Annotated in this window: 13 protein-coding genes; 4 read left to right on the plus strand and 9 right to left on the minus strand. The window is 55.0% G+C overall.

Annotation, left to right across the window (positions count from 1 at the left end):
* Positions 1–333 precede the first annotated feature (333 nt).
* Positions 334–1,116 (minus strand): iron efflux ABC transporter permease subunit FetB, encoded by a 783-nt coding sequence (fetB, locus tag FN082_RS25010; RefSeq protein WP_139541392.1) that lies wholly within the window; start codon positions 1,114–1,116, stop codon positions 334–336.
* Positions 1,103–1,780, minus strand: a complete 678-nt coding sequence (gene fetA, locus FN082_RS25015) for an iron efflux ABC transporter ATP-binding subunit FetA (RefSeq protein WP_139541391.1) — start codon at positions 1,778–1,780, stop codon at positions 1,103–1,105. The genes fetB and fetA overlap by 14 nt, the downstream gene beginning before the upstream one ends.
* A gap of 136 nt (positions 1,781–1,916) precedes the next feature.
* Here fetA and FN082_RS25020 point away from each other — a divergent pair, with 136 nt between their 5' ends.
* Positions 1,917–2,834, plus strand: a complete 918-nt coding sequence (locus tag FN082_RS25020) for an SPFH domain-containing protein (protein ID WP_139541390.1) — start codon at positions 1,917–1,919, stop codon at positions 2,832–2,834.
* Complete coding sequence (locus FN082_RS25025; protein ID WP_142982584.1) at positions 2,831–3,295, plus strand: NfeD family protein; 465 nt, start codon at positions 2,831–2,833, stop codon at positions 3,293–3,295. Before FN082_RS25020 ends, FN082_RS25025 begins: the two co-directional genes overlap by 4 nt.
* On the opposite strand, the gene cueR is transcribed toward FN082_RS25025, so the two are convergent.
* Complete coding sequence (cueR, locus tag FN082_RS25030; RefSeq protein ID WP_139541388.1) at positions 3,292–3,702, minus strand: Cu(I)-responsive transcriptional regulator; 411 nt, start codon at positions 3,700–3,702, stop codon at positions 3,292–3,294. The two genes, FN082_RS25025 and cueR, sit on opposite strands and share 4 nt — an antisense overlap.
* Before the next feature lie 64 nt (positions 3,703–3,766).
* Positions 3,767–4,825: a J domain-containing protein gene (locus FN082_RS25035; protein WP_180349671.1), complete on the minus strand. Its 1,059-nt coding sequence runs from the start codon at positions 4,823–4,825 to the stop codon at positions 3,767–3,769.
* Positions 4,826–5,144: 319 nt separating this feature from the next.
* Between FN082_RS25035 and copA the strand changes: the two genes are divergently transcribed.
* Entirely contained in the window at positions 5,145–7,646 is a 2,502-nt protein-coding gene (copA, locus tag FN082_RS25040; protein WP_139541386.1) for a copper-exporting P-type ATPase CopA, read from the plus strand.
* A gap of 143 nt (positions 7,647–7,789) precedes the next feature.
* On the opposite strand, the gene FN082_RS25045 is transcribed toward copA, so the two are convergent.
* From FN082_RS25045 to FN082_RS25065, 5 genes are read right to left on the minus strand one after another with little or no spacing between them, the layout of a single operon-like run.
* The gene (locus FN082_RS25045; protein ID WP_142982585.1) at positions 7,790–9,040 is read right to left on the minus strand and encodes a phospholipase D-like domain-containing protein; all 1,251 of its coding nucleotides are present in this window, start codon (positions 9,038–9,040) and stop codon (positions 7,790–7,792) included.
* On the minus strand, positions 9,033–9,680 hold the full coding sequence (locus FN082_RS25050; protein ID WP_139541454.1) for a MotA/TolQ/ExbB proton channel family protein: 648 nt from the start codon (positions 9,678–9,680) through the stop codon (positions 9,033–9,035). The genes FN082_RS25045 and FN082_RS25050 overlap by 8 nt, the downstream gene beginning before the upstream one ends.
* A 19-nt stretch (positions 9,681–9,699) precedes the next feature.
* The gene (locus FN082_RS25055) at positions 9,700–11,940 is read right to left on the minus strand and encodes a TonB-dependent receptor family protein (RefSeq protein WP_139541384.1); all 2,241 of its coding nucleotides are present in this window, start codon (positions 11,938–11,940) and stop codon (positions 9,700–9,702) included.
* Between the two features lie 36 nt (positions 11,941–11,976).
* Positions 11,977–12,714 (minus strand): energy transducer TonB, encoded by a 738-nt coding sequence (locus tag FN082_RS25060; RefSeq protein WP_142982586.1) that lies wholly within the window; start codon positions 12,712–12,714, stop codon positions 11,977–11,979.
* 1 nt (position 12,715) lies between these two features.
* Positions 12,716–13,123, minus strand: a complete 408-nt coding sequence (locus FN082_RS25065; RefSeq protein WP_139541382.1) for an ExbD/TolR family protein — start codon at positions 13,121–13,123, stop codon at positions 12,716–12,718.
* Between the two features lie 322 nt (positions 13,124–13,445).
* On the opposite strand from FN082_RS25065, the gene FN082_RS25070 reads away from it, so the two are divergent.
* Positions 13,446–14,240 (plus strand): TraB/GumN family protein, encoded by a 795-nt coding sequence (locus FN082_RS25070; RefSeq protein WP_142982587.1) that lies wholly within the window; start codon positions 13,446–13,448, stop codon positions 14,238–14,240.
* Positions 14,241–14,374: the final 134 nt, after the last annotated feature.

Here is a 14,374-nt window from a genome sequence, read left to right on the forward strand (position 1 = left end):
ACCCCGGTGGCGCTGACCGGGCTACGGGTTCACCGTTGTCTGCGGGCCGGCAGCCCGGACAGATGCGCAGCATCGCCTCCGGGAAATGTGCCGGGTCTGATACCCAGGCGTGGCATCTTCCCGGTGGCGCTGCGCTGACCGGGCTACGAGTTCACCGTTGTCTGCGGGCCGGCAACCCGGACAGATGCGCAGCATCGCCTCCGGGAAATGTGCCGGGTCTGATACCCAGGCGTGGCATTTTCCCGGTGGCGCTGCGCTGACCGGGCTACGAGTTCACCGCTGTCTGCGGGCCGGTAGCCCGGGTAAGGCGTTTACGCCGCAACCCGGGGAAAGCTACGGGCGCTTTTTCAACTGCGTTACCACCAGCTGATGGCGCGCGTTAAAGAACTTCCGATAGGTCAGATATCCGGCGATAATCGTCGACAGGCTGGCGGTCGATAGCAGCATAAACGTCACCATAATCTGATACTTAATCGCCTTTACCGGGTCAATCCCGGCAAAAATCAGCCCCGACATCATCCCCGGCAAACTCACTAATCCAACCGTTTTTGCGGAATCGACCGTTGGGATCAGCGCGGCGCGAATGCTATCGCGAATCAGCCTTGCCGAGGCCATCTTCGGCGTCGCACCCAGGCTCAGTTTCTCCTGAATCTGCTGCTGCTCGCTGCTAAAACGCTGGCCCATATTGTTGTAGCACAGCCCTACCGCCACCATCGCATTTCCGGCGACCATCCCGGCTATCGGGATCACCTGCATCGGCACAAAAGCAATCGACCCGGAAAAGACCAGCACCGCCAGCGTTAACCCGGCACCGGTAGTTATCGCGATAAACGAGGAGACAAAGGCTTTATCGATATATTTACTGCGCTTTTTCGCATTCCATGCCGCGTTAAAACAGATAAACAGCACCATCAGTAGGGTCAGTACGGCATGATTGACGTTAAAGATATATTTCAGTACGTAGCCGACGATAATCAGTTGCACAATCGCCCGGCAAATACTCCAGATAATATCTTTTTCCAGCGCCAGCTTTTCCCGGTAGCTCACCACAATCGCCACCAGCACCAGAACCATGGATAACGCCAGCGATTCGTTAGTAATATTATGCCCGTTCATTTGTCACCTCCTGCGCTTTCCCGCCAGCAGGCTGTAGCCTAATCACTTCATCCGCATGGGCTATTTCACTTTGATCGTGAGTCACCCACAGCACGGCAATATTTTTTTCCGTCACATAGCGATGAATAATCTCATTCACATTGTTTTTATTGCTCTCATCCAGCGCGCTGGTAATTTCATCAAGCAACAGGACCTGCGGTAAAAATTGCAGATTACGAATCAACGAAACGCGCTGCTTTTCCCCGCCCGAGAGTTCGTTAACTGATTTTTCCAGCGTATTTTCCGCCAGCCCAAAACGCTGAAGGTCGGCCACCAGCGCTTTAGGATCCGGTTGTTTATTACGGATTTGCCACGGAAAAACCAGATTGTCATACACCGAATCGCCGAACAGCGCCGGAGTTTGCGCACAGTAAGAAACCTGCTGACGATAGGTTTCCGGCGATAAAGCGTTGACGTCTTTACCGGCGAAAAAAATCTTCCCGGAAGTGGGGCTAAGCAGCGAAGCGATAATTTTTAATAAGGTACTTTTCCCACAGCCGGAAGGCCCGGTAATCAGCTTAAATTCCCCTGCCCTAAGCTGAAAATTAATCCCGTTAAGGATAACTATATCTTCGGGCTGAAACCCCACGTCCTCTAACCGCAAAATAGCGTTACTTTCCGTCATTACTTTTCCCATTTTTTCCACAACGACGCTAGTTTACTCCAGTTTTCTTTCACCTGGATGCGCAGAAAGATATACTCTGATTAAACATGCGTCACTCTCCCGACGCGTCAACAAGCAACAAGACAGGAGGTTTTTGATGCTGATTTTTATCCCCATACTTATTTTTGTCGCGCTGGTTATCGTTGTTGCCGGTGTGAAAATTGTTCCCCAGGGCTTCCAGTGGACCGTCGAACGCTTTGGGCGTTATACAAAAACGCTACAACCCGGCTTAAACCTTGTCGTGCCGTTTATGGACCGCGTTGGTCGCAAGATCAATATGATGGAACAAGTTCTCGATATCCCTTCGCAGGAGGTTATTTCGCGGGATAACGCCAACGTCACCATCGATGCAGTGTGCTTTATTCAGGTTATTGACGCGCCAAAAGCCGCCTATGAGGTTAGCAACCTTGAGCTGGCGATTATCAACCTGACCATGACCAACATTCGTACCGTACTGGGCTCCATGGAACTGGACGAAATGCTCTCCCAGCGCGACAGTATCAATACCCGCCTGCTGCATATTGTCGATGAAGCGACTAACCCGTGGGGGATCAAAATCACCCGCGTTGAGATCCGCGACGTGCGCCCACCGGCAGAGCTGATTGCCTCAATGAACGCCCAGATGAAGGCCGAACGAACCAAACGTGCCTATATCCTTGAGGCCGAAGGTGTGCGCCAGGCGGAAATTCTCAAAGCAGAGGGTGAGAAACAGTCGCAGATCCTCAAGGCTGAAGGTGAGCGTCAGTCAGCGTTTTTACAGGCGGAGGCCCGCGAACGTTCTGCGGAAGCGGAAGCTCGCGCAACGCAGATGGTTTCTTCAGCGATCGCGTCCGGCGACATTCAGGCGATTAACTACTTCGTGGCGCAGAAATATACCGACGCGCTGCAGCAAATTGGCGCGGCTAATAACAGTAAAGTGGTGCTGATGCCGCTGGATGCCAGCAGCCTGATGGGTTCTATCGCCGGGATTAGCGAACTGATCAAAGAAGGTGCCGGCGACCGGAAAAAATCATGATTGAGATGATTATCGCCCACCCGCATATTTTCTGGCTCAGCCTTGGCGGGCTGCTGCTGGCAGCGGAAATGCTCGGCGGTAGTGGTTATCTGCTGTGGAGCGGCATCGCAGGCGTAGTCACCGGGGTATTAATCTGGATACTGCCGTTTAGCTGGGAGTGGCAGGGAACGCTGTTCGCCGTGCTGACGCTGCTGGCGGCCTGGCTATGGTCACGCTGGTTGCGTAACCGCGTAAAGCGCCAGAAACCGGCAGACGCCCAGCTAAATCAGCGCGGGCAGCAGCTGATTGGCCGTCGCTTCATCCTGGAAACCACGCTGGTCAACGGTCGCGGGCACGTGCGCGTTGGCGATAGCTCATGGCCGGTGATTGCCGAGGACGACCTCGAGGCGGGCTGCAAGGTTGAAGTGATCGCCGTCGAGGGAATTACGCTGCGAGTCAGAGAGATTCCCGCAGGTCGCTAAGCCTGCGCCTTACGATGACAGCAACCCGAGAGGTTATCGATTATCGGACAATCGGCGCTGTCATCGCCGGGGCAGGATTCCGCCAGCGCCAGCAACTGCGCGCGCATGCTTTGCAGCTCACTGATATGGCGTTCAATTTCCGCCACTTTTTCCAGCGTCCGGCGTTTAACGTCGGCGCTGTGTCGTGACGGATCGTTAAACAGAAATACCAGCTCGCGGCACTCTTCCAGATTAAACCCCACCTGGCGGGCCTGGCGCAGCAGGGTCAGCTCATCCAGATGCTGCTGGCTGTAGCTACGGTAGCCGTTCTCGCTACGCAGCGGCGGTGTCACCAGCCCCTTCTCTTCGTAAAAACGAATCGCTTTACTGGTTAAGCCAGTTTTTTTCGCCACATCGCTAATATTCATGTTTCCTCCTGACGGAACAGACAACGGTGCTACGCCGTCATTCTAGCGCCAATCAGCGTAAAAACTACAGCGGAGTCTGCTGGCATATCAGAGAGAAGGGAACAGACAGAATGCGAACATCGTTATTGTAATCATTGATATAGCGATAAATCATGGCACCATCGGCCGGGAAAAATGTACTGGCGTCCATATAGTCGCCAATATGCGGGCACATAATGCTCCACGGGTTTCTGCCATTATAGGCAGGGCTACTATCGACAATGGTCTTCGCTACAAATGTCGCAGGGTTTAACGTGATATTTGCGCTTTGAGAATAGTAATGAATGTCATACACCAGCGAGTGACCATCAATAAAGATATCGCCTAAGTTAAGGCCTTTATTTTTATAAGAAGGAGCCGACTTTTGCCTGGCATCAGCTTCATTGCTCATTAATGAGCGCATAAAATTATTGCTGGCCGTTTCCTGGTCAGTGACCGATACAGGCGCGTTAACCACGCTTTCGACCGCCGTTTTACTGACTTCACGGCCAATGACTCTAATTACTCCAATGACGATAAGCAGCACCACCAGGCCAAGAGTGAATTTGAAAATTCGCACAACCATTCTTTTCCCAGCGCTAACCACTGGAGCCCCCTTCTGTTTGACAAACTCTTTCCCTTTGCCAAACATCTCTTCCGCTGCGGTAAAAGCTTCGCTGGCTTTTGCCTGATAAGAGTAATCAGGATCCTGCTTGCGGCGCTGATTCATCCACTCATCTTTGCGCTTTTGTAACTGATATTCTTCTTCCCATTCGGCTTCCATCTTCTGCCAGAAATCGCGATAGGCACGCTCTTCCTGCTGGCGTTCACGTTCGCGATCTTGCCGAGTGCTGGCACCTGAGAATGCGCTATTCTTCTGGCTTTCCTGCTGGGCGATCCACTCATCGTGGCGGGCTCGCAGCACCGGGTCGGAAAGAGTTCGCCAGGCCTCATTTAATAGCTGGATGATTTTAGTTTTTTCATCTTTTAATTCAGGTGGATGACGATCAGGATGATGAATAAAAATAAGTCGTTTGTACGCTTTCTTAATCTCCTCCAGCGACGCGGTGCGAGGGACTTTAAGATTATCATAATAAGTTTGCACTTCTCTTCTCCCGGGATGCAGCGTGAAACACCTTCCCTTGCCTTAATCAGGGTCGGCATCCGGCTCGCCCTGCAAAAATAAGCTCTTTCTGAAATCAAAAAACACAGAAGCCACGCACTCATATTTTAGCGTTCTAAGATCAGCCTGGAGATAATTATCAGAGAGCAAGTCTTCCATTTTACGCCGCGCGCGCTTTTATCCGCTATTCCTTATTTAACGTGGGGGACGAACGATAAAAATTACCGGGATTAACGCTTGACCTTCCAGTTGCTGGAAGGTTTAAGCTTAAGCACAGTTGTTAAACCAAGGAGTCAAAACCATGTCTCATACTATTGACCTGGCGCTTGATGGCCTCTCCTGCGGCCACTGCGTCAAACGCGTGAAAGAAAGTCTGGAGCAACGTCCTGATGTTGAGCTGGCGGACGTTACCGTTACCGAAGCTCACGTTACGGGCAGCGCCAGCGCAGAAGCGCTGATTGAAACCATTAAACAGGCCGGATACGGCGCGGAGCTCAGCCACCCAAAGGCTAAACCGCTGGCAGAATCATCAATCCCGTCGGAAGCGCTGACAGCGGCCACCTCTGAGCTTCCGGCAGCCCGTGACGAGGATGACAGCCAACAACTGTTAATCAACGGCATGAGCTGCGCCAGCTGCGTCTCCCGGGTACAAAACGCGCTTGCCGCGGTACCGGGCGTCTCGCAGGCGCGGGTCAACCTTGCGGAACGCACTGCGCTGGTGATGGGCAGCGCGTCCGCAGCAGAATTAGTGCAGGCGGTGGAGAAAGCAGGCTACGGCGCGGAGGCTATCGAAGATGATCTCGAACGTCGCGAGCGCCAGCAGGAGACCGCCGTCGCCACCATGAAACGCTTCCGCTGGCAGGCCATTGTCGCCCTGCTGGTCGGTATCCCGGTGATGGGCTGGGGGATGATCGGCGACAACATGATGGTCAGCGATGACAACCGTTCGCTGTGGCTGGTTATCGGCCTTATTACCCTGGCGGTGATGGTCTTTGCTGGCGGTCATTTCTACCGCAGCGCATGGAAAAGCCTGAAGAACGGCACCGCCACCATGGATACCCTGGTGGCGCTGGGTACCGGGGTCGCCTGGCTCTACTCAATGAGCGTCAATCTGTGGCCGCAGTGGTTCCCGATGGAAGCCCGCCACCTCTATTATGAAGCCAGCGCGATGATTATCGGCCTGATTAACCTCGGCCATATGCTGGAAGCCCGCGCGCGCCAGCGTTCTTCAAAGGCACTGGAGAAACTCCTCGACTTAACCCCGCCGACTGCGCGGGTGGTCACCGATGAAGGCGAAAAAGATCTGCCGCTGGCGGAGGTTCAGGCAGGAATGACCCTGCGCCTGACCACCGGCGATCGCGTTCCGGTCGACGGCGTGATTAGCCAGGGCGAAGCGTGGTTTGATGAAGCTATGTTGACCGGTGAACCAATACCGCAGCAAAAAGGCAACGCTGACGCCATTCACGCCGGGACCGTGGTGCAGGACGGCAGCGTGCTGTTTACCGCCAGCGCCGTCGGCAGCCAGACCACTCTGGCGCGAATCATCCGTATGGTGCGCCAGGCGCAAAGCAGCAAACCGGAAATTGGCCAACTGGCGGACAAAATCTCCGCCGTATTCGTCCCGGCGGTGGTAGCGATTGCCCTGTTCAGCGCCGCTATCTGGTACTTTTTCGGCCCGGCGCCGCAAATTGTTTATACCCTGGTGATCGCCACCACGGTGCTGATTATTGCCTGTCCTTGTGCGCTGGGGCTGGCGACGCCGATGTCGATTATTTCCGGCGTGGGTCGCGCGGCAGAATATGGCGTGCTGGTTCGCGATGCCGATGCGCTGCAGCGCGCCAGCACCCTGGATACGCTGGTCTTTGATAAAACCGGCACTCTGACCGAAGGTAAGCCGCAGGTGGTGGCGATAAAAACCTTTGCCGCCATTGATGAAACGACCGCTCTGCGTCTGGCTGCATCTCTGGAACAAGGTTCGAGCCACCCGTTGGCGCGAGCCATCCTTGATAAAGCCGCAGACGATCGACTGCCGACGGTCAATAACTTCCGCACTCTGCGTGGGCTGGGCGTCAGCGGTGAAGCCGAAGGCCGCAGCCTGCTGCTTGGCAATCAGGCGTTACTCAATGAGAACCATGTGGCAACCGCCGAAATAGAAAGCGAAATGACCGCCCAGGCTTCACAGGGTGCGACGCCGGTGCTGCTGGCGGTGGATGGCCAGGTCGCAGCGCTGTTCGCTATTCGCGATCCGCTGCGTGAAGATAGCGTGGCTGCACTCGCCAGACTGCATCGTCAGGGCTATCGCCTGGTGATGTTGACTGGAGATAACCCGACCACGGCCAACGCCATTGCCAAAGAGGCAGGCATTGATGAGGTGATCGCCGGGGTGCTGCCGGACGGCAAAGCCGATGCCATTAAGCGTCTGCAAAGCCAGGGGCATCAGGTGGCGATGGTTGGCGATGGCATCAACGATGCGCCCGCGTTGGCGCAGGCCGATGTCGGTATCGCCATGGGCGGCGGCAGCGATGTGGCCATTGAAACGGCGGCTATCACCCTGATGCGCCATAGCCTGAACGGCGTCGCCGATGCGCTGGAAATTTCAAAAGCGACGCTGCGTAATATGAAGCAGAACCTGCTGGGAGCGTTTGTTTACAACTCGCTGGGTATTCCGATTGCCGCCGGGATCCTCTGGCCGCTGACCGGTACTCTGCTTAACCCGGTTGTCGCCGGAGCGGCAATGGCGCTCTCCTCAATTACGGTCGTGAGTAATGCTAACCGGTTGCTGCGCTTTAAACCGAAGTCATAAGGCAGATTCCGTTCACCATCATCCCGCGGAGGATGATCCCCTCGCCCCTTTGGGGAGAGGGTTAGGGTGAGGGGAAAATGTGCACGCTGATGCCCTCACCCCGCCCTCTCCCACCGGGAGAAGGAGAAAACCGCCCCGATTTTCTATTCGTGCTCGCGACCTGGATGCGGGATCGGATAATCAAAGTCAACGTTGATCGGCTCCGCGTAGCGGCTGTTCCATAGCTGACTGTAAAGCGCGTCCACGCGCTCTGCCATCGGCACGCTGTTCAGCACCAGCTCAAGGTTGCGTGAGTTATCAAAATAGCCCCCGCTCCAGTTGCTGGTTCCCACCCACGCCGTCGAACCGTCGATAGTCATCAGTTTACTGTGAACCACCCTCGCAAACGGGATAAATCCCCGGCTGGCGGGAGGAATAGTCACTACCTTTAGCTGAACGTTAGGCACCAGCGACAGGCTTTTTAACCAGAACAACTCCGGCTTTTTCAGATTCCAGCTGGCAACCATCAGCTCAACCTGCACGCCGCGAGCCGCCGCGCTGCGCAGGGCGTTATCAATGGGGGCATAGAAAGGTCGGTTTCCCTTCTCACCCCATGAGAGCGGCGCGTAGTCCATCACCTGCACCCGGATCCGCGTCTTCGCATTAGCCAGCAGACGCGGCAGTTCAGCCTGCGAATCGATCACCCCGCTCGGGTTGTAATCACGCGGGCTGGCAACCAGATAATTGCCCTGCGGGGCTGATTCCGGAGCCTGCCATGCCAGCTTCGGCACCGGTTTATTTTCTGCAAGCAGGGCCTGCGCCTGCCAGTCCTGATCGAAAATAGCCTGAATCTGCCGTACCGCTTGCGCATCGCTGATGCGCAGACCGGTTTCCTGAATCTGCTCCAGCGCGCGCCAGTCAAAATTCTGGCTGCCGACAAAGGCTTCTTTACCATCCACCAACAGATACTTGGCGTGGACAATCCCGCCGGTCAGCCGATGGAACGGAATAATTCGCAGCTCCAGATTCGGGATCGTTTTCAGCGCCGCCAGCGTTTCCGGCGTCGACAGGCCAATGCCCTTCTCCTCCATCAGAAAACGAATTTTCACCCCGCGTTCACCGGCTGCCCGCAGATGATTCAGCACGCCGTCCAGCAGAGAGCCTTTTTCATTTGCCACGTAAAACTGCGCCACATCGATATGGTTGTGCGCCGCATCAAACATCTGCTGCCAGACTTCGGCAGCATTGCGCAAATCACTATCCTGTAGCGTGGTTTCCTGCGGTGCGTTATACACCAGCTCATAACCCGGTATCGAAAACGCCGCCTGTGCGGGCAGACTTAGCAGTATCCAGGCACCCGCGACCAGGCTCATCAGGCGGCCTCCCGGCCACCCGCATCGACGATAATCAGGCATAGCGCTGCGCCTCACGACCTTCCCAGCGGTTGCTGTCCTGCTCCGGACGACTAGCCGGACTTCCGGCGCGGATCAGCAGCACCTTCAGCAGTTCGTTAATGCGTTCCATGCGGCTTTGCAGGTAGTTATTACCCACCAGGCACAGCAGCGCTATCGCAATCCCCAGGCCGGTGGCGTACAGCGCAGTGCCCATCCCGGCGGAAACCATGCTGGCATCAGAGACGCCCGAGGCGGAGAGCGCCTTAAAGGTATCCATAATCCCCAGAATCGTACCCAGCAGGCCAAGCAGCGGCGCGGCGGTGACGACGGTTTCGAGCATCCATAGCCCGCGCGACATCTGCGGTTTACTCAGCAAGTACTGAGCATCAATCAGATCGCTCATCGCTTCCCGGTCTTCCGCCGTCTGCTTTTTCTCCAGCACTGGCAGAATAAGGGTCAGCGGAAGACTGCTACGACTGGTCAGCGATTCCGGCAGGTCCGACACACGGCGGACCTCCGGCGTCAGCGCCTTCTCAAAGCGCTGCGCCTGACGCTGGGCCCATGAAAAATAGAGCCCGCGTTCCACCAGAATCACCACGGCGATCGCCAGCGCGGCATACATAACGTAGAAAATAATGTCGTGAATCAGGTTGGCATCCATCAAAGTGCCCTCCGGTTAATTAAAAGGTAGCTTCCAGCGAAACGCTAAAGGTGCGCTCTTCGCCGACGTTGTAATACGGGGTGCTGGCCCTCACGCCGTCGTAAGGTGCCGCGTTAAAGGTCGTCGAGCGTACGGAGGTCAGGTACTGTTTATCGAACAGGTTATCGATGCCAAAACGCAGGGTGGCATTTTTGACAATCTTTTTATCCACCGGCAGATGAACGCCTGCGGAGACATCAAACACCGTGCGCCCGCCGATTTTTTCATCGTTGGTCAAATCGCCATAGAACGCGCTGACGTATTTGCCGCCGAAGCTGCCGTAATAGAGACCATCGTCATAACCCAGCGATGCGTTGAGCATGTTTTTCGGTACGTTAGGCACCGTTTTTCCTGCCGTTGGCAGCGGATGACCGCCGTTACTGACAATGTCATCCTTTTGCTCGGAATGGGTATAGGTGTAAGAGGTGTAGTAGTTGAAGTTGTGCGGCAGCTTACCGCTCCACTCCAGCTCCACGCCTTTACTTTCGACGCTACCGATATTCATCATTTCGTAGTCGCCGTCCGCATTGGTGGTCGAAATCTGACGGTCGGTATAGCGCATGTAGAAAAGCGTGGCGCTCAGCAGCATATCTTCACGCTGGAAACGCCAGCCCAGCTCGTGGTTCCAGCTCAGCTCCGGCTTGGTGTTAATTGAATCGCCGACGTTGTAGAGCACGTAGTTTGGCGGCGTACGCATGTTGCGCGTCAGGTTATAGAACAGCTGGTTTTCCATATCCGGCTTATAGCTAATGCTAAAGTTCGGCAGGAATTCATGGTAGGTCGCATTACGTTTTTCCGGAGCGTTATACAGGCTGCCTTTGTTATCGCCTTTACGTTCGACGTACTGGTACGCCAGCCCGCCCACCAGCGTCCAGTCCGGCGTCACAAACCAGGTATCCTGAAGCCATACTTTTTGCGCCGGAGTGACGGTGTACTGGTTACGGCCCTGTACCGTGTTGCCGTTGGCGTCTTTCACCTGATCGGAACCGCCCGGTTTACCGGAGACGTTCGCCGGGTTGCCGTCATCCTGAATGCTGATAAACGGCTGGGTCTGCGACTGGCGCGCTCGCTCATACCAGTAGCCGATATCCAGGCTGTGCTCGTCGTTAATGTCCCACTTAAGCTTAGTGGTGACACCCGGTCGCCAGGTCTGGGTCCACGAAGGTCGGTAGTAAGTATTGGAACTTAAATTGCTCAGGTCGTACTGCCCGGCTTTATCAGAAGTATTCGACAGTACCGAGGCCGTTTGCCCGGTAAAGCTGCCGCCGTTACCCCAGTAGTAATAGGGCTGAACGGTCAATGCAAGATTGTCGCGCAGCTGCAATCTTTGTGAGAAAGAGAGAGTAAAGGTTTCAAACGGGTTACGGTTGAGCTTGTAATATTTACTCAACTGGCCTTTGTTGTTATAGACCGGCGAGGTCGAGTAGTCCTGACGCGGGTCTTCGTCAAACTGGGCTTTGCTTAGGGTGTTGTAGTTGCTGTTATCCTGACGGTTATACTTCATGATCAGGTTACTGCTGTTGCCGTTCCCGTCCTCATACAGCGAGTTCATCTCGAACTTATCGGAATAGAGGCGTCCTTCCCCGCGCCATTTTTTGGCTTCAGTGTGCGAGTAAGAGAGCCAGTTGCTGAAACCGTTGTACTCGCCGGTCTCCAGGCGGGCGAAAGTTTTGCTGAGGTTATTGCTGCCCAGCGTTTGCTTGACGAAGCCGCCGAACTCTTTGGAGGGGCGCCTGGTAACGAGACCAATGTTGCCGCCGCTGGATCCAATATGCGGGCCGTCGGCTTCAGAAGATCCCTGAGTAACAAAGATCTGCTCAAGGTTTTCCGCATCGCCTAACAGGTTCGGATAGACCGCGTAGTTGCCCGAATCGTTAATCGGGATGCCGTCCATTGACAGGCCGATTTGATCGGAGTTCATCCCGCGCATGGTGTAATCGATACCGCTCAGGCCACTGGCGTCATTACTGTTGACGTTCATACCCGGCGTATATTTCAGCATGTCGATGGCATTGCTGGCACCCGGCGCTTTATCCATCGCTTCTTTGGTCAAAGTGGAGCGCGCTTTGCTGCTGTCCTCCTGCACCATCAGACCGCCGCCGAGCGACTGCCCTTTGACGTTAATCTCCCCCACATCGCTACTTTCCGCCGCCAGCGAGGAACCCGATAACAATGCCGACACCACAGCTAACGCAATCCCAGAATAATGAAAGTTCTTCATTTCTTTTCCTATAAAAAACAAATGATTAATTAGGCTTTATGGCGCCTGATAATTAAACGTTGCGGTAAATCTTTTGCTTCTTTGTCCGGCAAAAGCCTCTTCAGGAAAGGGCTTCAGCTGGCTAATACTTTGTAAAGAGCTCAGCGCGGCGCGATTGAGCAGCATGCTCGGGGCCTTGCTGGCAATACCGGAAGCCAGCACTCTGCCGCTGCGGTCGACCTCCAGCCACACCTCGACGTTGCCCTGCGGGCGCTCCAGCGAAGCCTGACGACCGCTCGGGTAGCGTTTGCGCTGCTCCAGCTCGCGGCGCAGCACCTGCAGATAGCCGTTTTCCACCGCTTGTGCGTTCACCTTCGGTGTCGGAGGAGAAGGCGGCGCAGCGGGTTTACTCACCACCGGGCTGCGCACGACGGCGGGCTGCGGAGCCACGCGCTCCTGCGGCTTCGCTGCTTTCTCCTGAACCGGTTTTGACTTCGGCTTAGGTTTGGGTTTAACAACCGGTTTAGCCTGGATAATCGGTTCCGGGGCAGGAACGACGGGCTCGGCAATCGGTTCCGGCTCAGGTTGGGGTTCCGGCGGCGGCTCTGGCTGCGGTTCCGGGACAGGTTCTGGCTGCGGTGGCTCGGGTTCGGCCAGCGACAGTTCCATCACCGTATCGTCATAATGCGGTTTCACCTGCAGGACGGCCTGCTGGCTGACAAACAGCAAGCATCCGGCGATGACTATCGCGGGTAACCAGCTAACAACGTGACGTGAGCGATAAAGCAGATACATATCACTGCTTCCGTGTGGCGATGGAAATGGAGAAGAAACCGCCCTGACGCAAGGTATCCATCACTGCGACCAGGCGTTCCACCGCAACCTCTTTATCGCTGTTGACGATAATGGTGGTGGTTTGGTTTTCCTGCTGTTGTTGCTTCAGGGTATTAACCAGCGCATCAAGCACCAGCGGCTGGCCATCCAGCTGCAGCTGATCACCGGCGCCGAGGGTGATAATGGCTTTTTTTTGCGGCTTAAGCTGTTGGGCGCTGCTGGCTGACGGCAGCTGGGTTTTCAAGCCCAGAGCCGGGATCACATTCAGGCTAATCAGGACAAAGAAGACCAGTAAAAACATCATCACATCGATCATCGGGATCAGTTCGATATGGGCTTTATTCTTTTTAGGCTCACTCCAGTTACGCATGACACTCCCCCCAAAAATTGAAGGGGCCAATATAGAAGCGCTTTGTTTATTTTTCGTTACAGATTTTTTATTTAATTATCACAATTCACCCATTTTTGAGAAAAAAGCACCACCTACGACTTGCATAATAAAACATATCAATTTTATTTTATTGGATAATTACTATAAAAACGCCATTGCGAAAATTACAAAAAACAAGAACATCAAATTTTTTTGTTAGTTTTGTGACATTGTAAAAGGCCTGCTCCATCGCGCCCCATCCGCCCTCTTGCGCCTCTGTTCCCCGCGCGCTAGCATGGGTTCCTCACACTACGGAGCACGTATGGGCCTGTTAAACCGAATAAAAATGCTGTGGCAAACCGCCGTCGGTTCGTCTTATTCCTGGCCCGCGCTGGATGTCACTCTTCCCGGCGAACGCTATTTGCACCTGGTTGGCAGTATTCATATGGGCACCCGCGATATGTCGCCTCCGCCCGCCAGGCTGTTGAAAAAGATTCGCCAGGCCGATGCGCTCATTGTTGAGGCCGATATTACCGGCAGCGAAACGCCGTTCAGCAACCTCCCCTCCTGTGCGCCGCTGGCGGAACGCCTGAGCGCATCCCAGCTCGCTGAACTGGAAGAGCGAGCGGGAGAAATGGGCCTGTCTGTTGCGCTATTTGATAGTCAGCCGCTGTGGCAGGTCGCGATGGTGTTGCAGGCCACCCAGGCGCAAAAGCTCGGGCTAAGGGCGGATTACGGTATTGATTATCAGCTACTGATGGCGGCACGTGAGAGCAAGATCCGCGTGATGGAGCTGGAGGGTGCCGATAGCCAAATTGACCTGTTGCGCAACCTTCCTGACGGCGGATTGGCTCTGCTGGAGGATACGCTAACCCACTGGCACACGAATGCGCGTCTACTGCAGGTGATGATCGGCTGGTGGCTGGAGCAGCCGCCGTCAAAAGGTGCAACCGTGCTGCCAACGACCTTTAGTCAGTCGCTATATGATGTGCTGATGCATCAGCGCAACCTGGCCTGGCGAGAAACGCTGCAGGGGCTGCCGCCGGGGCACTACGTGGTTGCCGTAGGGGCGTTACATTTGTACGGGGAAGGGAATCTGCCGGATATGCTGACATAAAAAAATGGCCAATATCTCTATTGGCCCGTCAAAGAGGAATTTCATCATTATTATTATTCCGGGGTTCACGCCCCGGATCGTCTGATTGTCGCTCAAAGTGACCATCACTGCCAATACTATTGCGCAAGATGATA

This window comes from Klebsiella spallanzanii, from assembly GCF_902158555.1.
Classification (GTDB): Bacteria; Pseudomonadota; Gammaproteobacteria; order Enterobacterales; family Enterobacteriaceae; genus Klebsiella; species Klebsiella spallanzanii.

Coding starts and splice junctions, on each gene's coding strand:
- fetA (WP_139541391.1), bottom strand. CDS start 1,780: ATGACGGAAAGTAACGCTATTTTGCGGTTAGAGGACGTGGGGTTTCAG.
- FN082_RS25025 (WP_142982584.1), top strand. CDS start 2,831: ATGATTGAGATGATTATCGCCCACCCGCATATTTTCTGGCTCAGCCTT.
- FN082_RS25060 (WP_142982586.1), bottom strand. CDS start 12,714: ATGTATCTGCTTTATCGCTCACGTCACGTTGTTAGCTGGTTACCCGCG.
- copA (WP_139541386.1), top strand. CDS start 5,145: ATGTCTCATACTATTGACCTGGCGCTTGATGGCCTCTCCTGCGGCCAC.
- FN082_RS25055 (WP_139541384.1), bottom strand. CDS start 11,940: ATGAAGAACTTTCATTATTCTGGGATTGCGTTAGCTGTGGTGTCGGCA.
- cueR (WP_139541388.1), bottom strand. CDS start 3,702: ATGAATATTAGCGATGTGGCGAAAAAAACTGGCTTAACCAGTAAAGCG.
- FN082_RS25070 (WP_142982587.1), top strand. CDS start 13,446: ATGGGCCTGTTAAACCGAATAAAAATGCTGTGGCAAACCGCCGTCGGT.
- FN082_RS25065 (WP_139541382.1), bottom strand. CDS start 13,123: ATGCGTAACTGGAGTGAGCCTAAAAAGAATAAAGCCCATATCGAACTG.
- fetB (WP_139541392.1), bottom strand. CDS start 1,116: ATGAACGGGCATAATATTACTAACGAATCGCTGGCGTTATCCATGGTT.
- FN082_RS25045 (WP_142982585.1), bottom strand. CDS start 9,040: ATGCCTGATTATCGTCGATGCGGGTGGCCGGGAGGCCGCCTGATGAGC.
- FN082_RS25050 (WP_139541454.1), bottom strand. CDS start 9,680: ATGGATGCCAACCTGATTCACGACATTATTTTCTACGTTATGTATGCC.
- FN082_RS25020 (WP_139541390.1), top strand. CDS start 1,917: ATGCTGATTTTTATCCCCATACTTATTTTTGTCGCGCTGGTTATCGTT.